The 26,397-nt window shown below is 68.4% G+C and carries 24 protein-coding genes and 2 pseudogenes; 21 read left to right on the top strand and 5 right to left on the bottom strand.

What is annotated here, in order from left to right:
* Positions 1-127: 127 nt before the first annotated feature.
* From V6M57_RS03410 to V6M57_RS03420, 3 genes and pseudogenes are all read left to right on the top strand, one after another.
* A pseudogene (locus V6M57_RS03410) lies at positions 128-757 on the top strand (DUF2189 domain-containing protein); the annotation flags it as partial.
* A gap of 104 nt (positions 758-861) precedes the next feature.
* Entirely contained in the window at positions 862-1,191 is a 330-nt protein-coding gene (locus tag V6M57_RS03415) for a hypothetical protein (protein ID WP_332813577.1), read from the top strand.
* A gap of 63 nt (positions 1,192-1,254) precedes the next feature.
* Positions 1,255-1,992 carry a heparan-alpha-glucosaminide N-acetyltransferase gene (locus V6M57_RS03420; RefSeq protein ID WP_332813578.1) on the top strand — a complete coding sequence of 246 codons (738 nt, stop codon included), beginning with the start codon at positions 1,255-1,257 and terminating at the stop codon, positions 1,990-1,992.
* Between the two features lie 96 nt (positions 1,993-2,088).
* Here the strand turns inward: V6M57_RS03420 and V6M57_RS03425 are convergent, their stop codons facing one another.
* From V6M57_RS03425 to V6M57_RS03445, 5 genes are read right to left on the bottom strand one after another with little or no spacing between them, the layout of a single operon-like run.
* Positions 2,089-2,868 carry a peptidylprolyl isomerase gene (locus V6M57_RS03425; RefSeq protein WP_332813579.1) on the bottom strand — a complete coding sequence of 260 codons (780 nt, stop codon included), beginning with the start codon at positions 2,866-2,868 and terminating at the stop codon, positions 2,089-2,091.
* A 42-nt stretch (positions 2,869-2,910) separates the two neighbouring features.
* On the bottom strand, positions 2,911-3,177 hold the full coding sequence (locus V6M57_RS03430; RefSeq protein ID WP_332813580.1) for a BolA family protein: 267 nt from the start codon (positions 3,175-3,177) through the stop codon (positions 2,911-2,913).
* Positions 3,178-3,179: 2 nt separating this feature from the next.
* Positions 3,180-3,716 carry a septation protein A gene (locus V6M57_RS03435; protein ID WP_332813581.1) on the bottom strand — a complete coding sequence of 179 codons (537 nt, stop codon included), beginning with the start codon at positions 3,714-3,716 and terminating at the stop codon, positions 3,180-3,182.
* Positions 3,713-4,123 carry a peptide-methionine (R)-S-oxide reductase MsrB gene (gene msrB, locus V6M57_RS03440; protein ID WP_332813582.1) on the bottom strand — a complete coding sequence of 137 codons (411 nt, stop codon included), beginning with the start codon at positions 4,121-4,123 and terminating at the stop codon, positions 3,713-3,715. Before msrB ends, V6M57_RS03435 begins: the two co-directional genes overlap by 4 nt.
* On the bottom strand, positions 4,120-5,610 hold the full coding sequence (locus tag V6M57_RS03445) for a protein adenylyltransferase SelO (RefSeq protein ID WP_332813583.1): 1,491 nt from the start codon (positions 5,608-5,610) through the stop codon (positions 4,120-4,122). The genes msrB and V6M57_RS03445 overlap by 4 nt, the downstream gene beginning before the upstream one ends.
* 294 nt (positions 5,611-5,904) lie before the next feature.
* Here V6M57_RS03445 and V6M57_RS03450 point away from each other — a divergent pair, with 294 nt between their 5' ends.
* The 18 genes and pseudogenes from V6M57_RS03450 to V6M57_RS03530 all read left to right on the top strand — a co-directional run bounded on the left by V6M57_RS03450 (position 5,905) and on the right by V6M57_RS03530 (position 26,393).
* On the top strand, positions 5,905-6,189 hold the full coding sequence (locus V6M57_RS03450; RefSeq protein WP_332813584.1) for a hypothetical protein: 285 nt from the start codon (positions 5,905-5,907) through the stop codon (positions 6,187-6,189).
* On the top strand, positions 6,159-6,572 hold the full coding sequence (locus tag V6M57_RS03455; RefSeq protein ID WP_332813585.1) for an N-acyl amino acid synthase FeeM domain-containing protein: 414 nt from the start codon (positions 6,159-6,161) through the stop codon (positions 6,570-6,572). Before V6M57_RS03450 ends, V6M57_RS03455 begins: the two co-directional genes overlap by 31 nt.
* A 1-nt stretch (position 6,573) precedes the next feature.
* Positions 6,574-9,072 (top strand): ATP-binding response regulator, encoded by a 2,499-nt coding sequence (locus V6M57_RS03460; RefSeq protein WP_332813586.1) that lies wholly within the window; start codon positions 6,574-6,576, stop codon positions 9,070-9,072.
* A gap of 9 nt (positions 9,073-9,081) precedes the next feature.
* On the top strand, positions 9,082-10,251 hold the full coding sequence (locus tag V6M57_RS03465; RefSeq protein WP_332813587.1) for a sensor histidine kinase: 1,170 nt from the start codon (positions 9,082-9,084) through the stop codon (positions 10,249-10,251).
* A 112-nt stretch (positions 10,252-10,363) separates the two neighbouring features.
* A complete protein-coding gene (locus V6M57_RS03470) occupies positions 10,364-11,992 on the top strand; it encodes a 3-(methylthio)propionyl-CoA ligase (RefSeq protein ID WP_332813588.1) in 1,629 nt (542 codons plus the stop codon).
* 123 nt (positions 11,993-12,115) lie between these two features.
* The gene (locus V6M57_RS03475) at positions 12,116-13,420 is read left to right on the top strand and encodes a branched-chain amino acid ABC transporter substrate-binding protein (RefSeq protein ID WP_332813589.1); all 1,305 of its coding nucleotides are present in this window, start codon (positions 12,116-12,118) and stop codon (positions 13,418-13,420) included.
* 191 nt (positions 13,421-13,611) lie between these two features.
* Positions 13,612-14,559, top strand: a complete 948-nt coding sequence (locus V6M57_RS03480) for a branched-chain amino acid ABC transporter permease (RefSeq protein ID WP_332813590.1) — start codon at positions 13,612-13,614, stop codon at positions 14,557-14,559.
* Between the two features lie 67 nt (positions 14,560-14,626).
* Entirely contained in the window at positions 14,627-15,967 is a 1,341-nt protein-coding gene (locus tag V6M57_RS03485) for a branched-chain amino acid ABC transporter permease (protein WP_332813658.1), read from the top strand.
* A gap of 71 nt (positions 15,968-16,038) precedes the next feature.
* Positions 16,039-16,437 (top strand): annotated as a pseudogene (locus V6M57_RS18505) (ATP-binding cassette domain-containing protein); the annotation flags it as partial.
* Positions 16,438-16,584: 147 nt separating this feature from the next.
* On the top strand, positions 16,585-16,746 hold the full coding sequence (locus tag V6M57_RS18510) for a hypothetical protein (protein WP_442968775.1): 162 nt from the start codon (positions 16,585-16,587) through the stop codon (positions 16,744-16,746).
* A complete protein-coding gene (locus V6M57_RS03495; protein ID WP_332813592.1) occupies positions 16,746-17,441 on the top strand; it encodes an ABC transporter ATP-binding protein in 696 nt (231 codons plus the stop codon). The genes V6M57_RS18510 and V6M57_RS03495 overlap by 1 nt, the downstream gene beginning before the upstream one ends.
* Positions 17,442-17,676: 235 nt before the next feature.
* A complete protein-coding gene (locus V6M57_RS03500) occupies positions 17,677-19,779 on the top strand; it encodes a 3-hydroxyacyl-CoA dehydrogenase NAD-binding domain-containing protein (protein ID WP_332813593.1) in 2,103 nt (700 codons plus the stop codon).
* An 81-nt stretch (positions 19,780-19,860) separates the two neighbouring features.
* Positions 19,861-21,036, top strand: coding sequence for an acetyl-CoA C-acyltransferase (locus V6M57_RS03505; RefSeq protein WP_332813594.1), 1,176 nt, complete (start codon positions 19,861-19,863; stop codon positions 21,034-21,036).
* Between the two features lie 179 nt (positions 21,037-21,215).
* A complete protein-coding gene (locus V6M57_RS03510) occupies positions 21,216-23,048 on the top strand; it encodes an acyl-CoA dehydrogenase (RefSeq protein WP_332813595.1) in 1,833 nt (610 codons plus the stop codon).
* Between the two features lie 36 nt (positions 23,049-23,084).
* Complete coding sequence (locus V6M57_RS03515; RefSeq protein WP_332813596.1) at positions 23,085-23,876, top strand: SDR family oxidoreductase; 792 nt, start codon at positions 23,085-23,087, stop codon at positions 23,874-23,876.
* 3 nt (positions 23,877-23,879) lie between these two features.
* Positions 23,880-24,311 (top strand): PaaI family thioesterase, encoded by a 432-nt coding sequence (locus V6M57_RS03520; RefSeq protein WP_332813597.1) that lies wholly within the window; start codon positions 23,880-23,882, stop codon positions 24,309-24,311.
* A 16-nt stretch (positions 24,312-24,327) separates the two neighbouring features.
* Positions 24,328-25,344, top strand: a complete 1,017-nt coding sequence (locus V6M57_RS03525) for an NADP-dependent oxidoreductase (RefSeq protein WP_332813598.1) — start codon at positions 24,328-24,330, stop codon at positions 25,342-25,344.
* A 14-nt stretch (positions 25,345-25,358) separates the two neighbouring features.
* Positions 25,359-26,393: a fatty acid desaturase family protein gene (locus tag V6M57_RS03530; RefSeq protein WP_332813599.1), complete on the top strand. Its 1,035-nt coding sequence runs from the start codon at positions 25,359-25,361 to the stop codon at positions 26,391-26,393.
* Positions 26,394-26,397 lie beyond the last annotated feature (4 nt).

Consider the following 26,397-nt stretch of genomic DNA (forward strand, 5'->3'; position numbering starts at 1 on the left):
TCCAAGCTTGTGCGCTCTGAAGACGGCTGCGGCGCCAACTGTTTCATGAAGGGCCTCTACTCATCGCCATGGATGAGTAGAGGATACCTCAAGAGCCTTGATTTATGTTAGCGCTAATGGGCGCATGCCGGAATACACCTTGTCGTTCGTGTCCGGCTGCTTCCTGCTCGGGCCCTTCCTGGCGATGGGGCTGTACGAAGTCAGCCGGCGCAACGAGCAGGGGCTGCCGCAGGACCTGGCCGGCTCGCTGACCTGCTGGGACCGTCGCCTGGGCAGCATGGGCCTGCTGGTGCTGGTCCTGCTGCTGCTGGAGCTGCTGTGGGGCCGGGCCTCGCTGGTGGTGTTCGCGGTGTTCTTCGACACCGGCATGCCGACCACGGCCTCGGTGCTGGAGGCGGTGTTCAGCCCCCGCAACTGGCCCTTCGTGGCGGCCTACGCGATGGTGGGCGGCGTGTTCGCGGCGCTGGTGTTCTGCACCTGCGTGGTGTCGATTCCGATGATCCTGGACCGCGACACCGATGCGATCAGCGCCGGCATCGCCAGCATCCAGGCGGTGACCGGCCGCACCGGTCCCATGCTGCTGTGGGGCGCGCTGATCGTGGCGCTGCTCGTGGGCGCGCTGCTGCTGCCGTGGGCGATCGGCGTGCTGGCGGTGGGGCCGTGGCTGGGGCACAGCAGCTGGCATGCCTACCGGGGGTGCTTCGCCTGGCGCTGCGGCGAAACCGGGGACGAGGAAGCCACCCCTCCACGGACCTAGGGCTGGGCCTCTTGACCGGGGCCGGTGCCGGCTTGTTGAATGTCATGCCTTACCGCCCGCTCCCGGGCTGGGGAAGGCCAGCCGGCTGGAAGGAAGGTCCGACGATGTTCAAGCTTTTCAAGCGCGAGGAACCCGCTGCCAAGCCCTCGCGGCGCACGCCGGCCAAGGTTGCAGCACCCCCTGCCGCCACTCCTCCGGTCCAACCGGGGCCGGACGCCCGGGCGCCGCTGGCCCCCTCCGTGGTGGAAGTCCGGGAAGACCACGACGAGTCGGCCTGGGACCTCTGGGAGGAGTCCAACTTCCAGCTGGACAGCCAGATGGGCGGGCTCTCGCCCTTCGATTCGGTTCGCGTGCGCGACGCCCGCCCCAGCCAGGCCGCCGACCTGGGCGCCGATGGCGATCCCTTCTCGCGCGTGGGCAAGAACGACCGCTGACCGTTCGACACCTTTCGCCTGCGGGTGCCACCCGCGCTGGGGCGCCGCCTACACTCGGGCGCGATGCCCACCGGCCGCTACGACCGACTCGATGCCCTGCGCGGCGCCGCCATCGCCTGGATGACGGCCTACCACTTCGGCTTCGACCTCAACTTCTTCGGCTGGATCCGGCAGGACTTCTACCGCGATCCGGTCTGGACCTGGCAGCGCACGGCGATCGTCAGCCTGTTCCTGTTCTGTGCCGGCCTCTCGCAGGCCGTCGCCCACGCGCAGGGGCAGCGCTGGCCGCGCTTCTGGCGGCGCTGGGCCCAGATCGCCGGCTGCGCGCTGCTGGTGACGGCGGGCTCCTGGCTGATGTTCCCGCGCAGCTACATCTTCTTCGGGGTGCTGCACGGGATTGCGGTAATGCTGGTGGTCGTGCGGCTGACGGCCGGCTGGGGACGCTGGCTGTGGCCGGCCGGCGCGATCGCGATCGGCCTGGCCCTGGCGGCTCCGGTGGCGCACGCGAGCTGGCCCGCGCTGGGATTCCTCGACCGGCCACCCTTCCACTGGCTGGGCCTGGTCGGCCGAAAGCCGATCACCGAGGACTACGTGCCGGTGTTCCCCTGGCTGGGGGTGATGTGGTGGGGCATGGCCGCCGGCCAATGGCTGCTGGCGAACCGCCCGCAGGTGCTGCAGGGCGCGCTCGCGCCGCAGGCCGGCGCACTGGCCTGGATGGGGCGCTGGAGCCTGAGCTGGTACATGCTGCACCAGCCGGTGATGATCGGGGTGCTGGCGGCGGTGACGGCGGTGCTGCGCTGAGGCGCTTCACGATCGGTCCAGCTCAATGAAAAAGCGGCCCTGCGGCCGCTTCCTGGATCCTCGCGTTCGCGGAGATCGAACAACTTGCTTTGCTCGTCATTCGACCTTCGCGCCCGAGCGCAGGTCCTGCTGGAACTTGGCCAGCTTCTGCTGCTGCAGCGACTGGGCGATCTGGGGCTTGACCTCTTCCAGCTTGGGCAGCTGCGCCTCGCGCACGTCGTCCAGGCGGATCACGTGCCAGCCGAACTGGGTCTTGACCGGCTGCTGGGTGAGCTGGCCCTTGGTCAGCTTGATCATGGCCTCGGAGAACTCGGGCACGTAGCTCGCGGCCGTGGCCCAGTCGAGGTCGCCGCCGTTGGCGCCGGAGCCGGGGTCCTTCGACTGCTTCTTGGCGAGGTCCTCGAACTTCTGGCCCTTCTTGAGGTTGGTGATGATGGCCTTGGCCTCGTCTTCCTTCTCGACCAGGATGTGGCGCGCCTTGTATTCCTTGCCGCCGTTGGCCGCCACGAACTTGTCGTACTCGGCCTTGATCTCGGCGTCGGTTACCGGGTTCTTCTTCTGGTGGTCGGCGAACAGCTCGCGGATCAGCAGGGTCTGGCGGGCCAGTTCCATCTGGTTGCGGAAATCGTCGCTGCCCTCCAGGCCGCGCTTTTGCGCCTCCTGCATGAACACCTCGCGCGCGATCACTTCTTCCTTCAGCTGGGCGGCGACCTCCGGCGTGACCGGGCGGCCCGACTTGGCGAACTGGGAGGCCAGCACGTCGACCCGCGCCGTGGGTACCGGCTTGCCGTTGACGATGGCGACGTTCTGTGCGGCGGCCGGCAGGGCGGCGCACAGGAAGGCAGCGGCGGCGGCCGCCAGGAGTTGCTGTTTCATCGGGGGGTCCCTCTCAAAAGGGTCTCTGGGAAGCGGGGGATGTCAGGAGGTTTCGATGGCCAGGGCGTGGATGCCGGCGTCGATGAAATCTCGCAGCGCATCATACACAAGGCGGTGGCGCGCCACCTTGGGCTTGCCGGCGAACAGGGGCGAGTCGATCCGCACCCGGAAATGGGTGCCGACGCCGGTGCCGTCCTGGCCGGCGTGGCCCAGGTGCTGGACGCTCTCGTCGATCACTTCCAGCCGGGTCGGCGACAGGCGTTCGGCCAGTCGTTGCTGCAGCGCCTGCGCGGTGATGCCGGTCGCCATGGCTACTCCGCCTCCGCCTTCATGAAGCGCGACAGGTAGGCGGCCTGGGCCAGCACGAAGGCGATCATCAGCCCGAGCCCGCCGAACAGCTTGAAATTGACCCAGGTGTCGGTCTCGAAGGTGAAGGCCACCCACAGGTTGATCGCGCCCATGGCGGCGAAGAAGCCGACCCAGCTCCAGTTCATCACCCGCCAAACTGACTCGGGCAGCGTCATCTGCGCGCCCATGAGCGACTTGAGCAGGTTCTTGCGGAACACCAGCTGGCCAGCCGCGAGCACGCCGCCCATCAGCCAGTACAGCACGGTGGGCTTCCACTTGATGAAGTCCTCGTTGTGGGCCAGCAGGGTGGCGCCGCCGAACACCACGATCACGCCCAGGCTGAGCCAGTGCATGGGCTCGACCTTGCCGCTGGACCAGCGCACCCAGGCGATCTGCGCCACCGTGGCGGCGATGGCCACGCCGGTGGCCACCCAGATGTCGAACAGCTTGAAGGCGACGAAGAAGACGACGATGGGCAGGAAATCGATCAGCAGTTTCATTCGGTCTTCTGGAAGTCCAGCGAGGCGGAGTTCATGCAATAGCGCAGGCCGGTGGGGGCCGGGCCGTCGGGGAAGACGTGGCCCAGGTGCGCGCCGCACTGCGCGCAGACGGTCTCGGTGCGGACCATCCCGTGGCTGGTGTCCCGGATCTCCGTGATGGCGCCGGGCACCGCCTGCGAAAAGCTCGGCCAGCCGCAGCCGGCATCGAACTTGGTCACCGAATCGAACAACTTGTTCCCGCAGCAGATGCAGTGGTAGCTGCCGTCGGCCCACACGGCCTCGTACTTGCCGGTGAACGGGCGCTCGGTAGCGGCATGCCGGGTGACCTCGTAGGCGCCGCGCTCGGCGCCTTTCTGCGCCAGCAGGGCCTTCCATTGCGCTTCGGACTTCTGGACCGGGTAATTCATGAGGAGCAGCTGATCTCGATGTGGGATGCCCAATCGGGCGGGAAGCCGGCCAGCGCTTCGTGCGCCGGGTGCTCGTCGAAGGGCGACTGCAGCACCGCCAGCAGCTCGGCCACGCCGCCGAAGTCCTTCTGCCGGGCGCGCCGGATGGCCAGCTCGGCCAGGTGGTTGCGCAGCACGTACTTGGGATTGGCCCGCAGCATCGCAAGCCCCGCCGCCTGGCGGTCGCCGGTCAGGCGGGTCGAGTAGTCTAGCAACCAGGCGTCGAACGCCGCGCGGTCCAGGAACAGGTCGCGCACCGGCTCGACCGCGCCACCGGCCACGTGCTGTGACAGGCGCCGCCAGAAGATCGTGTAGTCGACCCTGTCCTTGGCCAGTTGCTGCAGGATGCCTTCGATCAGGGTACGGTCACCCTCGCGCGCATCGGCCAGGCCCAGCTTGGCGCGCAGGCGCGCCTCCAGCTCGCGCGGAAACACGGTCTTGTACGACTCCAGCGCCGCCAGCGTGGTCTCCTCGTCGCCGATCAGCGGCAGCAGCGCCTGCCCGAGGCCGAACAGGTTCCAGTAGGCGACGTTGGGCTGCCGGTTGTAGGCATAGCGGCCCGTTTCGTCGCTGTGGTTGCAGATGTGGTTGGGGTCGAAGGCGTCGAGGAACTGGAACGGGCCGTAGTCGATGCTCAGGCCCAGCATGCTCATGTTGTCCGTGTTCATCACGCCGTGGCAGAAGCCCACCGCCTGCCACTGCGCCAGCAGGGCGGCCGTGCGCTCGCTGACGGCCTCGAGCAGGGCCGCGTAGGCATTGCCGCCGAAGCGTCCGGTGGAGCGGCACTCGGGGTAGTGGCGGTCGACCACGTAGTCGGCCAGCCGGCGCAGTTCCTCGTCCTGGCCGCGCGAAGCGAAGTGCTCGAAATGGCCGAAGCGCACGAAGCTGGGCGACACCCGCACCACCACGGCGGCGGTTTCGACCGTCTCGCGCCGCACCGGCGCGTCGGAGCCAGTGACGCTCAGGGCCCGGGTGGTGGGGATGCCCAGCCCGTGCATGGCCTCGGAGCACAGGAACTCCCGGATGCTGGAGCGCAGCACCGCCCGTCCGTCTCCCATGCGCGAGTAGGGCGTGCGGCCGCTCCCCTTGAACTGCAGTTCCTGCGGACCGGCCGCCGAATCGATCTCGCCCAGCAGCAGGGCGCGCCCGTCGCCCAGCTGGCCGGCCCACACGCCGAACTGGTGCCCGCTGTACACGCTGGCCAGGGGCCGCGTGCCGGCGATCGGCTGCGAACCGGTGAGGGCGCGCACGCCCTCTTCGCTTTCCAGCATGTCCGCCGGCAGCCCCAGCTGGGCGGCCAAGCGCCAGTTGAGCCCGACGAGGTACGGGGCGGGCAGGGGAGACGGCGGCAACTCGGTGTAGTACGAAGGACCAAGTTCGGCGAACGTGTGCCTCCAGCGCACGCCCAGGTCGATCGCGCGCGGCGGGGCCTCGATGACGGAATCCATGACCGGAATTGTGTGCCGAGGCCGTATTCCCGTGGCTGCTAAGGCAACGACCCCTGGCGCCCGCCGAAACTCAGCCGGATAATGACTGCGCAGTTCGCGCAGCCGCACCGGCTGCGACAGGGAGGACTCGAATGCCGCACAGAGGCGGGGCTTGCAGACCCCGGCGGCTCGCGGGACCACCGCCTCGGGCGGGCGGCCGCAGCCACGACCCATCCTGCCCTTCGCGCGATGACAGGCGCGCAGGGGCACTTTCCCTATCCCACTTTCCATTTCACACCTGAAGAGGAGGACTCCATGTTCACCATCCCTGCAGCATCCACACCGATGCACCGTGCCCTGCACGCGTTCCAGCTCCCGTTTCCCCCCGACGAGCCCGAGGCCGATGGCAGCCGCGAAATCGCCATCGAAGACCTGACCATCCGCTGCTTGCGCAAGGCATCCGACATCCGGGAGCTGAGCCAGCTGCGCCGGCAGATCGATCTGAGGGCGGCCGCTTCGGCGGACCCGCAGTTCGCCACCCGCGAAAAAAAAGAGACGAATTGGGCCGGGTGTTCGCTTTCGAGCTTCATGGCCGCCTGATCGGCACCATTCGGCTGGTCCCTCTGGGCCACGGGCTCACCTTGACCGAGCAGTTACTCCAACTTTCCGATCCCCGCGCGCTTTCCCGCTGGCCCAGGGCCTGGGACGCCGGACGGCTGGTTGTCGCACCCGAGTACCGGGTCGGCCAGGATGTCCTCAAGCGCTGCCTGCACCTGACACTCACCGATCTGCTCGAGCACGCGAATGTGCAACACCTCGTCGGCTCCTGCACCCACGTCCTCAGCCGCCTGTACCGCCGCTTTGGCTTTTCGTTGATCGCACGCGATGTGCTCCTGCCCGGCACCGAAAAGACCTACTGCCTCATCCACGGTGAGGTCGAGTGTGTCCGCGAAGCCCTGACTCCCGCCGCTGCCGAGGTCTGACGTGAACGCGCTCCAACAATTCTGGTCACGGCACGTCTGGTCCCACTACGTCGCGCATGCGGAGTACATGCGCCACCTTCCCAAGGCGGTGGGCGTGGTGGGTGCGATCGCCTTCCCGCTGTTCTACGCCTTGCACGAGCTGCGCGGCACCAAGGGTTACGACAGCGCCTGGCTGCGCGGCACCGCGGCGCTGCTGTGCCTGGGTTTGGCCTTGCGCGACCACTGGCCGCAACGCTTCCGGTCATGGTACGTGCCGTGGTCGTACTTCACCTACCTGTTCTGCCTGCCGTTCCTCATGGTCTTCCTCGCCCTGAAGAACGGCGGTGGCTCGGTGGCGGTCGCCAACACCTTCATGGGCATCTTCTTCCTGGTGCTGCTGACCGACTGGCGCAATACCGTGGTGATGGTGGTCGCCGGTGCGGGCGCCGCTACCCTGGCCTACATCGCCACGACACCGCAGCCCGCAATGCCGGTGGACTACCTGGGCCGGCTGCCCACGCTGATCCTGGTGATCATCGGTGGCAACGCGTTCAAGCTGTCGGAAAAGCAGATCCAGGCCGAGCGACTGGACGCCGCCACGGTGCTGGCCGGCACGATCGCGCACGAGATGCGCAATCCGCTTGGCCAGCTGCGCCACAGCCTGGCCGGCATCCAGCGCACGCTACCGGGACCGGGTACACTGGGCCGGCTGAGCCCGCTCGTGCCCGATCAGGTCGACAAGCTCTACGAACAGCTGGCCAAGGGTGAGCAAGCCATCGACCGCGGCCTGCAGGTGATCACCATGACGCTGGACGCGCTCAGTGCCAAGCCGCTGGACGCCGCCGCGTTCGACCTGCTGTCGGCCGAGGAAGTGGTGCGCAAGGCGGTTGACGAGTACGGCTACGACAGCGATGCGGCGCGCCAAAGCATGCGGGTCGACGTCCAGCAGGATTTCCAGTTCCGCGGCGACGAAACGGCCTACCTGTTCGTCCTGTTCAACCTCATCAAGAATGCGCTGTACTACCTTGGCCCGTATCCCGGAACACAGGTGACGATCACGATAGGCGACCACCGGGTCACGGTGCGGGACAACGGTCCGGGCATCGCGCCCGACGTGCTGCCCACGCTGTTCGAGCCGTTCCGATCCGTTGGCAAGTCGGGCGGAACCGGACTGGGGCTGGCGTACTGCCGGCGCGTGATGATGGCGTTCGGTGGTTCGATCCGCTGCCAGTCGCAGCCCGGCGCCTTCACCGAGTTCATCCTCGAATTCCCGATCGTGGGCGAGCAGGCCAGGGAGCAGCACCACGCCAATGCGCTTGAAAAGGCGCGCGAGGCCCTCGCCGGCAAGCGGCTGCTGATGGTGGAAGACGATGCGGCCCAGCGTGCCCTCAACCGTCGCAAGTTGCGCCCGGTGGAGCTCGTGGTCGACGAGGCCGCCGACGGCCAGCGGGCGCTGGACCTGCTGGCCCGCTACCCCTACGACCTGGTGCTGCTCGACCTGAACATGCCGGCGGTCGACGGCTACCAGGTCGCGCAGCGGCTGCGCCAGGGCCAGGCACCCGCCAACCGTTACGTCCGCATCGTCGCCCACACCAGCGAGCCGGCGCAGGTGGCCCGCGTCAAGACGCAGCGCGCCGGCATGGACGGCTTCGTCGCCAAGCCCTGCGCCCAGCTGCCGCTGGTGCAGGCGCTGGTGGCGGCGCTGCAGCGGCACGGGGCCGAGGTGGCGGCGCATGCGCTGACAGGCCGGCGCGTGCTGCTGGCCGACGACAGCGCCTACAACCGGCGCGCGGTGGCCGCCTACCTGCGCGAAGCGGGGGCCGAGGTGGTCGAGGTCGACCACGGCCAGGCGGTGTTGCAGGCACTGGCCGCGGGAACGGCCTTCGACGCCGTGCTGATGGACCTGGGCATGCCCGGCATGGGCGGGCTGGACACGGCCCGCGCCGTGCGCGCCAGCCGGCAGCCCTGGGCGCGCGTGCCCATCGTGGCGCTGACCGCGCATTCCGACGCGCCGGCCATGCAGGGCGCTCGCGAGGCGGGGATGGATGGCTTCCTGGTCAAGCCGGTCGAGGCCATGCAGCTGTACGAGGCGCTGGGCGCGGTGCTGGCGGGCGGTGCCGCCCAGGCCCAGCGCCCGGCGGTACCGGCTGCGGGCGGCGACGACGCGCCGCTGCTCAACGAGGCCCGGCTGCAGAGCTACTGCCGGCTCGGACTGCTGGACGAACTGCTGGCCGACTACCTGCCCGAGATCGCGCGGCTGGTCGGCCAGCTCGAGCAGGCAGCGCAGGGGCAGGACCTCGCCCGTGCCCAGGAAACCCTGCACTCGCTGCTGGGCATGAGCGGCGAGGCGGGCGCACTCGCGCTGTACCAGCTGGTGCGGCGGGTCTACGTGCCGGTGCTGGAGGAGAGGCGCTGGCCGTCGGACGCCGGCTGGCTGCAAAAGGTGCAGGCCCTGGCGGAGCGCACCGAGCAGGCGCTGCGCGACTACGGCGCACGCCAGCAGCGTTCGCAGGAGGCCTAGCATCCCGCCATGGAATCGGGCATCGCACGGGGCATCCTGTTCGTCGACGACGACGAGCGCTCGCGCAAGTGGTTTGCGCGCAGCTTCGGCGGCGAGTTCGACGTCGCCACCGCCGGCAGCGCCGGCGAGGCGCTGGCCGCCCTGGCCGAGCGCGGCGACCGCTTCGCGGCCCTGGTCACCGACTACCGCATGCCGGAGCAGGACGGCATGGACCTGCTGTGCCGCGTGCAGCGCGAGCACCGCCACGTGGTGCGGCTGCTGGCCACGGCGTATGCGGAGAAGGACGTGGCCATCGCCGCCGTCAACCAGGGCCGGGTGCTGCGCATCCTGGAAAAGCCGCTGGAGGACGAGCCCACCCGCGAGGCGCTGCGCGAGGCGCTGGCCCTGCACCGCACCCAGGCGCTGGAGCGCGCCATCAACGAGAACCGCGCGGCGGCGCTGCGCGAGACGCTGGGGTTCCTGGCACACGAGCTGAACACGCCGCTGGCGACGGTGCGAGGCTGCGTGGCCAGCGTCGCCTCGCGCCACCTGCCGCCCACGCCGCAGTCGGCGCCGGGGATCGCGCGCTTCGAGGAACACCACCCTGGCGAGCTGCTGGCCGCGCTGGAGCGGGCCGAGCGGCGCGCGCAGTACTGCCAGTCGCTGGTGTCCACCTTCCTGCAGTCCGCGCGCGACGCCTATCCCGGCGCGGCGCCGCAGACGGTCGGCGCGGCAGCGCTGCTGGCGGCCCTGCGCGACGAGTTCCCGTTCGAGGACGGCGAGCGCGGCTGGGTCTCGTTCCGCGTGCAGCAGGACTTCCGCCTGCCGGGCCGCCGCGACCTGCTGTACCTGGTGCTGTGCACGCTGGCCAAGAACGCGCTGCAGGCGCTGCGCGAAGCGCCGCAGCCCCGGCTGGCGGTCGAGGCCGGCTGCGATGCGGGCGAGGGCGGTGCGCGGGGCTGGATCCGTTTCCGCGACAACGGCCCGGGCATTCCAGCGGCCGTCCTCGAGCGCCTCACGCGCGAGCCGGTCACCACCCGCGCCGCCAGCGGCGGCAACGGGATGGGCCTGATGTTCTGCCAGCGCGTGATGCAGGCGGCGGGCGGCGCCGTGCGCGTCGAATCCGCCGAAGGCGCGGGCACCACGGTGTGGCTGGACTTCCTGCGCTCGGTGCAGCCGGCCGAAGCGGCGCCGGCCTGAGGCGCACTGTTCCGCGCGCGACGCCCGCACGTGCGCGCTCGCCGGCAGCGCCGACATTTCGCCGTAGCATTGACCCTTTCCGGACCACGAAGCCGCAAGAGAAGGAGACGACATGCTCGGCCTGATGCAAAGCCAACCCCTTTCGATCTCGTCGCTGATCGAGTTCGCCGACCGCCACCAGGGCGACGGCGAGATCGTGTCGCGCCGGGTGGAGGGCGACATCCACCGCTACACGTGGCGCGACGTCGCCCGGCGCTCGCGGCAGGTGGCGGGCGCGCTGGACGGCATGAAGCTGCTGTTCTCCGACCGGGTCGCCACGCTGGCCTGGAACGGCTACCGGCACCTGGAGCTGTACTTCGGCGTGTCCGGCTCCGGCCGCGTGCTGCACACGATCAATCCGCGCCTGCACCCCGACCAGATCGCCTGGATCGCCAACCACGCCGAAGACCAGGTGCTGTGCTTCGACGCCACCTTCCTGCCGCTGGTGCAGGCCGTGCATGCCCGCTGCTCCACCATCCGCCAGTACGTGATGCTGTGCGATTCGGGCAAGGTCCCGGCCGATACCGGCATCCCCAACCTGGTCGCGTACGAAGACTGGATCGGCGGCCAGCCGACCGGCTACGACTGGCCGCAGTTCGACGAGAACTCGGCGTCCAGCATGTGCTACACGAGCGGCACCACCGGCAACCCGAAGGCGGCGCTGTACAGCCACCGCTCGACCATCCTGCATGCCTACGCCGCGGCGCTGCCGGACGTGATGGGGCTGTCGGCGCGCGACTCGGTCCTGCCCGTGGTGCCCATGTTCCACGTCAACGCCTGGGGCATCCCGTATTCGGCCGCGCTGACCGGCTGCAAGCTGGTGTTCCCCGGCCCGGCGATGGATGGCAAGTCGGTCTACGAGCTGATCGAAGCCGAGAAGGTGACCTTCGCGGCAGGGGTGCCGACCGTGTGGCAGATGCTGCTGGGCCACATGAAGCAGGGCGGCCTGCGCTTCTCGACGCTGCAGCGCACGGTGATCGGCGGCTCGGCCTGCCCGCCGGCGATGATCGACGCCTTCCGGGAAGGGTACGGCGTGGACGTCCTGCACGCCTGGGGAATGACCGAGATGAGCCCGCTGGGCACCCTGTGCACGCTGAAGAACAAGCACCTCGCGCAGCCGGCCGAGCAGCAGATGGCGATCCGCCTCAAGCAGGGCCGCGCGATCTTCGGCGTCGACATGAAGATCGTCGGCGACGACGGCCGGGAACTGCCCTGGGACGGCAAGGCCTTCGGCGACCTGTACGTGCGCGGCCCGTGGGTGGTGCGCGAATACTTCAAGGGCGAGGGCGGCGACCCGCTGGTGGACGGCTGGTTCCCGACCGGCGACGTGGCCACCATCGACGCCGACGGCTTCATGCAGATCACCGATCGCAGCAAGGACGTGATCAAGTCCGGCGGCGAGTGGATCAGCTCCATCGACGTGGAGAACATCGCCATGGCGCACCCGGCGGTGCAGATGGCGGCCTGCGTCGGCATGAAGCATCCCAAGTGGGACGAGCGACCGATCGTGGCGGTGGTGAAGAAGCCCGGCGTCGAGGTGACGCGCGAGGAGCTGCTCGCGTTCTACGAAGGCAAGATCGCCAAGTGGCAGGTGCCCGACGACGTGGTGTTCGTCGATGCGATCCCGCTGGGCGCCACCGGCAAGATGCTCAAGACCAAGCTGCGCGAGCAGCTGAAGGACTACCGCTTGCCGTCGGCCTGAATCCTGCCCCTGTCGCTGTCTCCTGCGCGATAGGAGGGCCGTGTCTTACGGGCATTCCCTGACGGTTGCGCTGCACAAAAAAATGTACCCTGCGCGCACTACGAACCACCCAGGAGACACGAGATGAGTTTCGCGCTGAGGCATGTCACCGTGGCTGCCGTGCTCGCCATGTGCGGCACCGGCCTTGCGTTCGCCCAGGCCGCCAGGCCGGCCCCGGCCAAGCCGGCCGCCCAGGCCGCTGCGCCGGCAACGGGTGGCGCGCTCAAGAACGAAACCGTGCGCATCGCGTTCATGGATCCTCTGTCCGGCCCGTTCGCCAACGTGGGCCAGAACCAGCTCAAGAGCTGGCAGTTCGCCGCCGAGCAGCTGTCCGGTCGCGCCCCGTCGGGCGTGAAGTTCGAGGTGGTCGGCTTCGACAACAAGGGTTCGCCGCAGGAAAGCCTGAACACGCTGAAGGCCGCCATCGACCAGGGCTTCCGCTACGTCACCCAGGGCAATGGATCGGGCGCGGCCACCGCCATCCTGGACGCCGTCTCCAAGCACAACGCGCGCAATCCGGGCAAGGAGGTCGTCTACTTCAACTATGCGGCGGTCGACCCGGCCCTGACCAACGAGAAGTGCGACTACTGGCACTTCCGGCTGGACGCCGACACCTCCATGAAGATGGAGGCGCTGACCTCCTTCATGAAGGACCAGCCCAACGTCAAGAGCGTCTACCTGCTCAACCAGAACTACTCGCACGGCCACCAGGTCGCCAAGTACTTCAAGGACGCGATCAAGCGCAAGCGTCCGGACGTCAAGATCGCCGGCGAGGACCTGCACCCGATCGGCCAGGTCAAGGACTTCTCGCCCTACGTCGCCAAGATCAAGCAGTCCGGCGCCGACACCATCGTCACCGGCAACTGGGGCCAGGACCTCACGCTGCTGGTCAAGGCACTGAACGACGCCGGCCTGAAGATCCCGATGTACACCTACTACGCCGGCGTCACCGGCACGCCGACGGCGCTGGCCGCCGGCGGCGACAGCGAGGTGTACGTCGTTGCGTACGGCCACTCCAACCACACGGGCGAGCTGGGCAAGCTGGCCGCCGACTTCCACAAGAAGTTCAACGACGACTACTACACCTTCGCCACCTACAACGGCATCAACCTGCTGAACAACGCCATGGCCAAGGCCGGTTCCACCGACCCGGTCAAGGTGGCCCGGGCGCTGGAGGGCCTGTCGGTCAAGAGCTTCGCCGGCGACGTGCAGATGCGCGCGTCCGACCACCAGCTGCAGCAGTCGATGTACATCACCAAGTGGCAGAAGGCCAAGAAGGGCGAGTACAGCGTCGAGAACACCGGCTACACCTTCGTGAACATCAAGCAGATGGATCCGTACGTGTCCAGCACGCCGACCAGCTGCCAGATGAAGCGCCCGGGGGCGTGACGGCTCGCGCGCGGCTTTCGCCGCGCGATTCGCAGGGGCTAGGGACTGGGGGCTAGGGACTAGGGAAACAGCCAGCCTGTCCCTGTGTCGCCAGCCCCTTTTCATGATCGGGCCCCGGAATCTGCCGCCCTTTCCTGCATCCCGGACACCTGGCCGCCAGCCCTAGCCCCTAGCCCCCAGCCCCCAGCCCCTTGGAATTCTTCACCATCTCCCTCCTGAACGGCATCAGCTACGGGCTGCTGCTGTTCATGCTCAGTTCCGGCCTCACGCTGATCTTCAGCATGATGGGGGTGCTGAACTTCGCCCACGCCAGCTTCTACATGCTGGGAGCGTATTTCGCGTTCACCACTGCGCAGCTGCTGGGCTACTGGCCGGCGCTGGTGGTGGCGCCGCTGCTGGTGGCCGTGCTGGGCGCGCTGTTCGAGAAGTACTGCCTGCGCCGGGTGCACAAGTTCGGCCACGTCGCCGAGTTGCTGATCACCTTCGGCCTGTCCTTCATCCTGCTCGAGATGGTGCAGCTGGTGTGGGGCACGGGTTCGGTCGACTACCGGGTGCCGGAAGTGCTGGACGGGCCGCTGTTCACGCTCTACGGCACGCAGTTCCCGATGTATCGCGGCTTCATGATGCTGGTGGCGGTGCTGATGCTGGTGGCCATCTGGCTGCTGCTCACGCGCACCCGCATCGGCCTGGTGATCCAGGCGGCGCTCACGCACCCGCAGACCGTGGAGTCGCTGGGCCACAACGTGCCACGGGTGTTCATGCTGGTTTTCGGCGGCGGCGCCGCATTGGCCGGACTGGCGGGCGTGATCGGGGGCAACGCCTTCGTCACCGAGCCGGGCATGGCGGCGACGGTGGGTTCGATCATCTTCGTGGTCGTGGTGGTCGGCGGCATGGGCTCGCTGTCGGGCGCCTTCCTGGCCTCGCTGCTGATCGGCGTCGTGCAGACCTTCGCCGTGGGCGTGGATGCGTCCATCCAGGGCGCACTCGACACCGTCGGGCTGCAGGTTTCATCCGACACGTTCGGGTACGCGCTGTGGAAGCTCAAGATCAGCCAGGTGGCTCCCATCCTGCCTTACCTGTTCCTCGTGCTGATGCTGATCTTCCGGCCCAAGGGCCTGCTCGGCACGCGGGAGGGCTGACGCGATGAGCGCCCTGACCGATACGCAGGAAGCGGCAGCACGGGAGAACACGCCCGTGGGCGTCCCGATGCCGGTGGCGGACACCCAGCCGGCACGTCTTCCCGCCGCGGGCGGGAAGACCGGCTACTACGAATTCAAGCCCTACAACGTCGGGCGCTGGATCATCTGGTCCCTGTTCGCGCTGCTGCTGCTGGTGGCGCCGCTGGTGTTCACCAGCTCGCTGGCGCACACCATGCTCAGCCAGATGGGCATCGCGATCATCGTGTGCCTCTCGTACAACATGCTGCTGGGGCAGGGCGGCATGCTCAGCTTCGGCCATGCGGTCCATTCCGGGCTCGGATCGTTCCTGGCGATCCACACCCTCAACCTGGTCTCGGCCGGCACGCTGCCGCTGCCCGTCAGCCTGGTGCCGGTGGCCGGCGGCCTGGCCGGACTGGCGTTCGCGCTGCTGCTGGGATGGGTGACGACCAAGAAGGCCGCGACGCCGTTCGCCATGATCACGCTGGGCATCGGCGAACTGGTGTGGGCCTCCTCGCTGATGTTCCCCGAGTTCTTCGGCGGCGAGGGTGGCATCTCGGGCAACCGGGTCACGGGTTCCAAGCCATTCGGCGTCACTTTCGGGCCGCAGATCCAGCTGTACTACCTGATCGCGATCTACACCTTCGTCTGCACCGCGGCCATGTACGCGTTCACGCGCACGCCGCTCGGCCGCATGATCAACGCGGTGCGCGACAACCCCGAGCGCGTCGAGTTCGTCGGCTACAACACCCAGATGGTGCGCTTCCTGGTGTTCTGCATCTCGGCGTTCTTCGCCGGCATCTCGGGCGGGCTGGCGGCGCTCAACTTCGAGATCGTCACCTCGGAGGTGGTGAGCGGCCCGCGTTCCGGCGCCTACCTGCTGTTCACCTTCCTGGGCGGCGCGACCTTCTTCTTCGGGCCGATCATCGGCGCCGTGCTGATGGTGCTGGCCTTCGTGCTGCTGTCGGAGCTGACCAAGGCCTGGCTCCTGTACCTGGGCCTGGTGTTCCTGTTCATGGTGATGTACGCGCCGGGGGGCATCGCCAGCCTGATCATGATGAACGTGCGCGTGGCCGCCTTCGGCCGCCTGCGCGACCTGTGGGTCAGCTACCTCGCGCTGGCCGCCACGGCGCTGATCACGCTGCTGGGCGCGGCCGGCATGATCGAGATGGTCTACCACCTCAAGCTCAACCCGGCGCTCGGGCCGGAGCTGCAGTTCCTGGGCACCACCCTCAACGCCCACGGGGTGGACAGTTGGTTCGGCTGCGCCTTCGTGATGCTCAGCGGCCTGGGCCTGTTCGAGCTGACCCGCCGCCAGTTCGTGCGCCAGTGGGGCGAGATCCAGGAATACATCGAGAAGGAAACCAGGCGTCGGGAGAGCCAACCATGACGGCGGAGTACGCCCTGGAACTGCGCGAGCTGCGCAAGAGCTTCGGCAAGACGGAAATCATCCGCGGCGCCAACCTGGCGGTGCGCCCGGGCGAGCGGGTGGCGGTGATCGGCCCGAACGGCGCCGGCAAGTCCACGCTGTTCAACCTGATCAGCGGCCGCTTCGAGCCCAGCAGCGGCCAGGTGCTGCTCAACGGCCAGCGCATCGATGGCAAGCGGCCCTACGAGATCAACCGGCTGGGCCTGTCGCGCAGCTTCCAGATCACCAACATCTTCCCCAAGCTCAGCGTCTTCGAGAACCTGCGCTGCGGCGTGCTGTGGAGCCTGGGCTACCGCTACACCTTCTTCAAGTTCCTCGCGGGCCTGGATGACGCCAACGAGCGTGCCGAGCAGTTGCTGGAAATGATCCACCTGGAGCGCAAGCGCGACGTGCTGGCCATGAACCTGACTTACGCCGAGCAGCGCGCCCTGGAGATCGGGGTGACGATCGGCGGCGGCGCCGGCGTCATCCTGCTGGACGAGCCCACCGCCGGCATGAGCAAGAGCGAAACACGGCGCTTCATCGAGCTGATCAAGGAAGTGACTGTCGGCAAGACGCTGCTGACCGTGGAACACGACATGGGCGTGGTGTTCGGCCTGGCCGACAAGATCGCCGTCGTGGTGTACGGCGAGGTGATCGCCTTCGACACCCCGGAGAAGGTGCGAGCCAATCAGCGGGTGCAGGAAGCCTACCTCGGCTCGCAGGTCGCGGACGCGCAGGTGGGCGCGGGGGCTCATTGATGCTGAAGATCGAGAACCTGCATGCCTTCTACGGCAAGAGCCATGTGCTGCACGGCGTGCACTTCGACGTGCAGCCCGGCGAGATCGTGGCGCTGCTGGGTCGCAACGGCTCGGGCCGCTCGACCACGGCCAAAGCCATCATGGGTATGGTCGAGTGCACCGGCTCGGTGGACTGGAAGGGCCAGCCCACCCTGGGCCGCAAGCCCTACGAGATCGCCCACCTCGGCATCGGCTACGTGCCGGAAAACCGCGAGATCTTCCCCACGCTGACGGTGCACCAGAACCTGATGCTGGGACAGAAGCGCGCCGGCCAGAAGGGCCGCTGGTCGTTCGACGACATGTACGGGATGTTCCCGCGCCTGAAGGAGCGCCAGCACACCGAGGCCGGCGTGCTGTCGGGCGGCGAGCAGCAGATGCTGACGCTGTGCCGCACCCTGATGGGCGACCCGGACCTGATCATCATCGACGAGCCCACCGAAGGGCTGGCGCCCAAGATCGTCGAACTGGTCGGCGAGTACCTCAAAAAGCTCAAGGAGCGCGGCCTGTCCGTGCTGCTGATCGAGCAGAAGCTGACCATCGCGATGACCGTGTCCGACCGGGCACTGGTGATGGGGCATGGCAGCATCGTCTTTCAGGGCACGCCAGACAGCCTGCGGGCCGACGCCTACACTCGCAAGGAGTGGCTGGAAGTGTGATCACGAAGAAATCGCTGCGCGATTCCTTCGTGGTTCTGATCAGTTGATGAAGGACCGGCAAAGCCGGAGCCTTCATCAAAGGGTGTCCGCGCTGCATGCTGTTCCGCGCGGACAGTTCGACCTTCGGTCGTGGTCGGAGTCCCAGCCGTGACAACGCGGCGTTGCAGCGCAGCAAGCCTTTCCTAGAATCGCCCGAAGCGAACGAGCGTTCTTTTTCTTTCCAGGAGCACCGCACATGACGGCTGAATACAAGGTGCACGGCGACGTGGCCGTGATCACGATGAACAACCCGCCGGTCAACGGGCTGGGGCTGGCCCTGCGGCAGGCGTTTGCCGCCGGGCTGGAGCAGGCCAATGCCGATCCGGCCGTCAAGGCCATCGTGGTCACGGGCGCCGACAAGGCCTTTTCGGGCGGCGCCGACATCAAGGAGTTCGGCTCGCCCAAGGCGATCGCCGAGCCCAACCTGCTGTCGCTGATCCTGGCGCTGGAGAACTCGGCCAAGCCCACGGTGGCGGCCCTGCACTCGGTGTGCATGGGGGGCGGCCTGGAGCTCTCGCTCGGCTGCCATTACCGCATCGCCGCCCCCGGCTGCAACGTGGCGCTGCCCGAGGTCAAGCTGGGCCTGATCCCCGGTGCCGGCGGCACGCAGCGCCTGCCGCGCGTGCTGGGCGTCGAAACCGCCCTGAACATGATCGTGTCGGGCGAGCCGGTCAAGAGCGAGCTGCTGGCCCAGCAGCCCGGCCAGAAGCTGTTCGACCGCATGGCGGCTTCGCCCGAGTCGCTGCTGGAGGAGGCGCTGGCCTTCGCGCGCGAAGTGGCCGGCAAGCGCCCGCTGCCGCGCGTGCGTGACCTGCCGTGCAAGCACCCGCGCGGCGACGCCTACTTCCAGTTCGCGCGCAACATGGTCAAGGGCATGGCCAGGAACTTCCCGGCGCCGGGCAAGTGCGTCGATGCGGTCGAAGCCGCCACGAAGAAGAAGTTCGACGACGGCATGCTGTTCGAGCGCGAGATCTTCCTCAACCTCATGCTCACGCCCGAGAGCCGCGCGCTGCGCCACATCTTCATGGCCGAGCGCGCCGCCTCCAAGATTCCCGACGTGCCGGAAGGCACGCCCAAGCGCGAGATCCAGTCGGTGGCCGTCATCGGTGCCGGCACCATGGGCGGCGGTATCTCCATGAACTTCCTGAACGCCGGCATCCCGGTGACCCTTCTCGAGATGAAGCAGGAAGCGCTGGACCGCGGCGTCGCCACCATCCGCAAGAACTACGAGGCCCAGGTCAAGAAGGGCAAGCTCAAGCAGGACAAGTACGAGCAGCGCATGGCCCTGCTCAAGACCACGCTGTCCTACGAGGACATCAAGGGCGCCGACCTGGTGATCGAGGCGGTATTCGAGGAGCTGGGCGTCAAGCAGAAGGTGTTCGAGACGCTCGACAAGACCATGAAGCCCGGCGCGATCCTGGCCTCCAACACCTCCACGCTGGACGTCAACAAGATCGCCGCCTTCACCAAGCGCCCGCAGGACGTGGTCGGCATGCACTTCTTCAGCCCGGCCAACGTGATGAAGCTGCTGGAGGTGGTGCGCGGCGACAAGACGGGCAAGGACGTGCTGGCCACCGTGATGGCGATCGCCAAGAAGATCCGGAAGACCGCCGTGGTGTCCGGCGTCTGCGACGGCTTCATCGGCAACCGCATGATCGAGCAGTACAGCCGCCAGGCCGGCTTCCTGCTGGACGAGGGCGCCACCCCGCAGCAGGTGGACAAGGCCATCGAGAAGTTCGGCTTCGCCATGGGTCCGTTCCGCATGGGCGACCTGGCCGGCAACGACATCGGCTGGGCGATCCGCAAGCGCCGCGCCGCCGAGCGGCCCGACATGAAGTACAGCCGCACCGCCGACAAGCTGTGCGAACTGGGCCGCTTCGGCCAGAAGACCGGCGCCGGCTGGTACGACTACCAGCCCGGCAAGCGCGACGCGATTCCTTCGAAGCTGGTCGAGGACATGGTCGCTGCGCACCGCAAGGAACTCGGCATCGAGCCGCGCAAGATCTCCGACGAGGAAATCGTGCAGCGCCTGGTGTTCTCGCTGGTCAACGAGGCCGCGCACATCCTGGAGGAGGGAATCGCCTCGCGTGCCAGCGACATCGACATGGTGTACCTGACCGGCTACGGCTTCCCGATCCACCGTGGCGGCCCCATGCTGTATGCCGACCAGGTCGGCCTGTTCAACGTCATGCAGGCCATGAAGCGCTTCCAGCGCAATCCGCGCGACGATGCCGCCTTCTGGGAGCCGGCGCCGCTGATCAGGAAGCTGGTGGCCGAAGGCAAGGGACTGACCGGCTGACCGTCCGATGCTCAAGCGCGTCCTCGCAACCTCAACTCGCCGCGCCCTGACAACCGAAATCCCGCAAGAAAGGCAATCCCCATGACCCAAGCCGTCATCGTCTCCACCGCCCGCACGCCCCTGACCAAGAGCTGGAAGGGCGCCTTCAACATGACGCACGGCGCCACGCTCGGCGGACACGTCGTCAGGCACGCGGTCCAGCGTGCCGGCATCGAGCCCGGCGCGGTCGAAGACGTGCTCATGGGCTGTGCCAATCCCGAAGGCGCCACCGGCTCCAACATCGCGCGCCAGATCGCGCTGATGGCCGACCTGCCGATCACCGTCTCCGGCATGACCATCAACCGGTTCTGCTCCTCCGGCCTGCAGACCATCGCCATGGCCAGCCAGCGCGTGATCGCCGGCGAGGGCGAGGTGTACGTGGCCGGCGGGGTGGAAAGCATCTCGTGCGTGCAGCAGGAGATGAACCTGCACATGATCAAGGACCCGGACCTGGAGCAGAAGAAGCCCGAGATCTACTGGTCCATGCTGCAGACGGCCGAGCAGGTGGCCAAGCGCTACGGCATCGGCCGCGACGCGATGGACGAGTACGGCGCCGCCAGCCAGCAGAAGGCCTGCGCCGCCCAGGCCGCCGGCAAGTTCGAGGACGAGATCGCGCCCATCACCGTCAAGGCCGGCGTGGCCGACCCGGTGATGGGGCTGCGCACCAAGGAGGTCACCGTCAGCAAGGACGAGGGCCTGCGCGAGGGCACGACCAAGGAAGGCATCAGCGGCATCAAGCCGGCGCTGCCCGGCGGCGTGATCGCGGCCGGCAACGCCAGCCAGTTCTCCGACGGTGCCGGCGCCTGCGTGGTGGTCAGCGAGGGCTATGCATCCAAGCACAACCTCAAGCCGATCGGCCGCTTCCTCGGCTTTGCCGTGGCCGGCTGCGAGCCCGACGAAATGGGCATCGGCCCGGTGTTCGCCGTACCCAAGGTCCTGCACAAGCTCGGACTGAAGGTCGGCGACATCGACCTGTGGGAGCTGAACGAAGCCTTTGCGGTGCAGGTGCTGTATTGCCGCGACAAGCTGGGCATCCCGGCCGACCGGCTGAACGTGAACGGCGGCGCCATTGCGGTGGGCCACCCCTACGGCGTGTCGGGGCAGCGCCTGACCGGCCACGCGCTGATCGAGGGCAAGCGGCGCGGCGCCAGGCGCGTCTGCGTGACCATGTGCATCGGCGGCGGCATGGGGGCCGCGGGGGTGTTCGAGGTGCTTTGAAAGAGCCAGTCATGGCGGGGCTCGACGGGACCCCAGGGGCATGTCATTGCGGGCTTGACCTGCAATCCACCTCCAGGACACGAAACGACGCACCGCTGCAGGCTGGCACCTGGGGATGGAACCCGGCTTGCGCCGGGATGACACCCAGCACGGTGACATGCAACAGGGCTTGATCCGCGATGTCCTCCCTTCGTCCCACCCTCGACTTCCTCCTCTACGACTGGCTGGAGGTCGACCAGCTCGCCGGGCGCGGGCGCTTCGCCGACCACTCGCGCGAGACCTTCGACGCCGTGCTGGACACCTGCGAGCGGATCGCGCGCGAGAAATACGCGCCGTTCAACCGGCTGGTCGACACCGAGGAGCCGCGCTTCGACGGTGAGAAGGTGATCCTGCCGCAGGCGACCCAGGACGCCTGGGATGCCTATGCGGGCTCCGGCATGCTCAGTGCCGCGCAGGACTACGCCATCGGCGGCATGCAGTTGCCCTACACGGTCGAGGCCGCGGCCGGTGCCTTCTTCGCCACCGCCTCGGTCAGCATCGGCGCGGGCCTGCTGACGGTGGGCAATGCCAACCTGCTGATGGCGCACGGCACGGACCTGCAGAAGCAGGTGTTCGCGGCCAACGAATTCGGCGGCCGCTTCTCGGGAACCATGTGCCTGTCCGAGCCGCAGGCCGGCTCGTCCCTGTCCGACGTGGCCACGCGGGCCGTGCCCGACGGCGCCGGTTTCGAGGCCGACCCGCTCGGGCCGCGCTACCGCCTGAGCGGCAACAAGATGTGGATCTCGGCCGGCGAACACGAGCTCACAGAGAACATCGTCCACCTGGTGCTGGCCAAGATCCCCGGCCCGGACGGCAAGCTGGTGCCCGGCACGCGCGGCATGTCGCTGTTCATCGTGCCCAAGAAGCTGGTGGACACGCAGGGCCGGCTCACCGGCGAGCGCAACGACGTCGCCCTGGCCGGCCTCAATCACAAGCTGGGCTGGCGCGGTACCACCAACACGTTGCTGAATTTCGGCGAGGGCAAGTACCCGGTGCGGGGCGGCGCCGGTGCCATCGGCTACCTCGTCGGCAAGCCTGGCGAGGGCCTGCGCTGCATGTTCCACATGATGAACGAAGCGCGCATCGGCATCGGGATGGCGGCCACCGCGCTGGGCCTGGCCGGCTACTACGCCTCGCTCGACTACGCGAAGAACCGACCGCAAGGCCGCCCGGTCGGGCCGGCGGGCAAGGACCCCGCGCAGCCGCAGGTGCGCATCATCGAGCACGCCGACATCAAGCGCATGCTGCTGGCGCAGAAGTCGTACGCCGAGGGTGCGCTCGCGCTGATGCTGTACTGCGCGCGCCTGGTCGACGAGCAGCACACCGGGCCGCAGGACGCGGCCGACGAGGCCCGGTTGCTGCTCGAAGTGCTGACCCCCATCGCCAAGAGCTGGCCGAGCGAGTTCTGCCTGGAAGGCAATTCGCTGGCCATCCAGGTCCATGGCGGCTACGGCTACACGCGCGACTTCCCGGTCGAGCAGTACTGGCGCGACCAGCGCCTGAACATGATCCACGAGGGCACGCACGGCATCCAGGCCGCCGACCTGCTGGGCCGCAAGGTGGTGATGGAGGGCGGGCGCGGGCTGCAGCTGCTGGCCGGGCGCATGACCAGCACCATCGAAGCCGCGCTGCACCGGGCCGACCTGGCGGCGCATGGCAACGAGCTGGCCCGCGCCCTGGAGCACATCGGCGACGCGACACGGGCCGCCTGGGCCGCCGGCGACCCCGCCATGGCGCTGGCCAACGCCGTGCCCTACATGCAGGCCTTCGGCCACCTCGTGATCGCCTGGACCTGGCTGGACGTCTTGCTCAGCGTGCCGGCCGAGGCGGGCGCCCGCAGCGCCGCCGAAACCGGGCGCGTGCACGCCGCGCGATACTTCTTCCACTACGAACTGCCGAAGATCGGCGCGTGGCTGCGGGTGGTCGAGACGCGCGACCCCACCTGCGCCCACATGCCGGAAGAGGCGTTCTGATCCTGCACCCAAGAAATCCCAACGGAAGCGCGAACCATGACCCGTAAAGTCCAGCAACTCTTCGACCTCACCGGAAAGACCGCCCTCGTCACCGGCGGCTCGCGCGGCCTCGGCCTGCAACTGGCGCATGCGCTCGGCGAGGCCGGCGCGAAGATCATGCTGACTTCGCGCAAGGCTTCCGACCTGGAGGAGGCGGCGGCCGAGCTGCAGGCGGCGGGCATCGATGCCCGCTGGATCGCCGCCGACGCCTCGCGCGAGGAGGACATCCGCCGCATGGCCGAGGAGACGCTGCAGCGCATGGGCGACATCCACGTCCTGGTCAACAACGCCGGCGCCGCCTGGGGCGCGCCGGCCGAAGACCACCCGGTGGAAGCCTGGGACAAGCTGATGAACCTGAACGTGCGCGGCTATTTCATCCTCAGCCAGCACGTCGCCAAGAAGAGCATGATTCCGGGCAAGGGCGGCCGCATCATCAACATCGCCTCGATCGCCGGCCTGGGCGGCAACCCGCCGGAGATGCAGACCCTGGCCTACAACACCTCCAAGGGCGCGGTCATCAACTTCACGCGCGCGCTGGCCTGCGAGTGGGGCCGGTACGGCATCAACGTCAACGCGATCTGCCCCGGCTTCTTCCCCAGCAAGATGACGCGCGGCACGCTGGAACGGCTGGGCGAGGACCAGCTCGCGGCGCATGCCCCGCTGCGCCGGCTGGGCGACGACGAGGACCTCAAGGGCACCTGCGTGCTGTTCGCCTCCGATGCCGGCAAGCACATCACCGGCCAGTGGCTCGCCGTCGACGGCGGCGTCAGCGTCGTCACAGGCGGTTGACCGATGCCCGATTTCGGCGCCGTCATCCCCTTCGTCCACCACATGGGCTTCGAGCTGGAGCGGATGGAAGGTGGCGAGTCGCAGATCGCGTATGCGGCCAGGCCCGAGCACCTCAACTCCTTCGGCGTCACCCACGGCGGCGCCGTGATGACGCTGATGGACGTGGCCATGGCCGTGGCCGCGCGCAGCATCGAGAAGGACATGGGCGTGGTCACCATCGAGATGAAGACCACCTTCATGCAGCCCTCGCGCGGGCCGCTGCGCGCCCGGGGCAGGCTGATGCACCGCACCGCCACGATGGCTTTCTGCGAAGCCACCCTCAGCGACGAAGCCGGCCAGGCCTGTGCGCACGCCACCGGCACCTTCAAGTACGTTCCACGCCTGCCGGTCGGCCGCAAGGGCACGCAGGCCTTCAACGTGATATCCACAGACTGAAACCGAGGACACGCCCATGCCCGCCAACCGCCAGGTCCTGCTGGACAACCGCCCGAAGGGCGAAGCCACGGTCGACAACTTCAAGCTGGTGAGCAGCCAGACGCCACCGCTGCAGGACGGGCAGGTGCTGGTGCGCCATCACTACCTCAGCCTCGATCCCTACATGCGCGGCCGCATGAACGAAGGCAGGAGCTACGCGCAGCCGCAGCCGCTGGGCGAGGTGATGATCGGGGGCACCGTGGGCGAGGTGGTGGAGAGCCGCCATCCGAAGTACCAGCCCGGCGACCAGGTCCAGGGCATGGGGGGCTGGCAGGAGTACAGCGTGGTGGATGCCGGCCAGCCCGGCGCCCTGCGCAAGCTCGATACGACCCGCGTGCCGCTGTCGCATCACCTCGGCGCGGTGGGCATGCCCGGCGTGACGGGCTGGTACGGGCTGGTGAAGATCATCGAGCCCAGGGCCGGGCAGACCATTGCCGTCAGCGCCGCCAGCGGCGCCGTGGGCAGCGCGGTCGGCGTGCTGGCCAAGGCACGCGGCTGCCGCGCCGTGGGCATCGCCGGCGGGCCGGACAAGTGCCGCTACGTCACCGAGGATCTGGGCTTCGATGCCTGCATCGACTACAAGCAGCACGCCGACGCCGCATCGCTGTCCCGCGCGCTCAGGCAGGCCTGCCCGGACGGCATCGATGGCTATTTCGAGAACGTCGGCGGCATGGTCATGGACGCAGTGATGCTGCGCATGAACGCCTTCTCGCGCATCGCGCTGTGCGGCATGATCTCGGGCTACGACGGCCGGCCGATCCCGATGTCCTACCCCCAGCTGATGCTCACCAACCGCATGCGGGTCGAAGGCTTCATCGTGAGCGAGCACATGGAAGTCTGGCCGGACGCGCTGAAGGAACTGGGCGAGCTGGTGGGCAGCGGCAGGCTGCGTCCGCGCGAGACCGTCGCGCAGGGGCTGGAGTCGGCGCCCGAGGCCTTCCTGGGGTTGCTGCGCGGGCGCAACTTCGGCAAGCAGCTGGTCAAGCTCGTGTGAAGGAGGCGGGCGCCGTGCAGCCGCGCAAGGGCGAGGAGCGGGAGGACCTGCGACCCGGCTCGCGCAACGCGCAGGCTCGCCGCCTGCTCACGCCGCAAGAGCTGGCGCCGCTGACGCGGCTGTCGTCCTGGCGCTCGGCGCTGTCGATCGCGCACACCTTCGGGCTGGTCGCCTTCGCCCTGGCGCTGGCCATCGCGACCTGGCCGGGCGCGTGGATGCTGCTGTCCATCGTGGTGATCGGCATCGCCCAGCACGGCCTGTTCATCCTGGCGCACGAAGCCGCGCACTACCGGCTGTTTCCCGGCCGGGCCGCCAACGACTTCTTCGGCCGGCTGATCGGCATGGTGGGCGGCGTGTCCATGTGCACCTACCGCGTCACGCACCGGCTGCACCACAACAACCTGTACACGGAGGAAGACCCGGACACCGCCATCCACGGCGGCTACCCGCGCGGCAAGGCGTACCTGCTCAGGAAGCTGGCGCGCGACCTGGCGGGGCTGAACGCCTGGAAGACCTTTGCCTATTTCTTCGGTGCGCCGGCGATCAACGACGACACGAAACGCGAGATCCGGCCGCTGGACGACACCTCGCCGGAGCTGCGCGCCGCGGCCCGGCGCGACCGCCTGTGGGTGGCGGGCTTCCACGTGGCGGCCCCGGCCCTGGCCCTGGCCCTGGTGGGGGCGGGCTGGCGCGGCCTGGCGATGTATCTCGTGCTGTGGGTCGTGCCGCTGGTCACGGTGCTGCAGCCCATCCTGCGCCTGCGCGCCATCTGCGAGCACGGCGCCGCCGGCGACCTGAGCTCGCCCCTGACCGCGGCGCGCACCAGCCGCACGGTGGGCTCCTGGCCCAATCGGCTGGCCCGGCTGGTGCTGTTCCCGCACCACGTGAACTACCACGTGGAGCACCACCTCTACCCCGCAGTGCCGCACTACCACCTGCCGGCCTTGCACCGCCTGTTGCAGGACAAGGGCGCGCTGGATGCGGCCGAGGTGCGCGATTTCACGGATACCTGGCACCTGGTGTTCGCCGCCAGGAGGTCCGATGGCTGAAGAC

The sequence above is a fragment of the Ramlibacter sp. genome (genome assembly GCF_036676645.1).
Taxonomy (GTDB): Bacteria; Pseudomonadota; Gammaproteobacteria; order Burkholderiales; family Burkholderiaceae_C; genus Ramlibacter.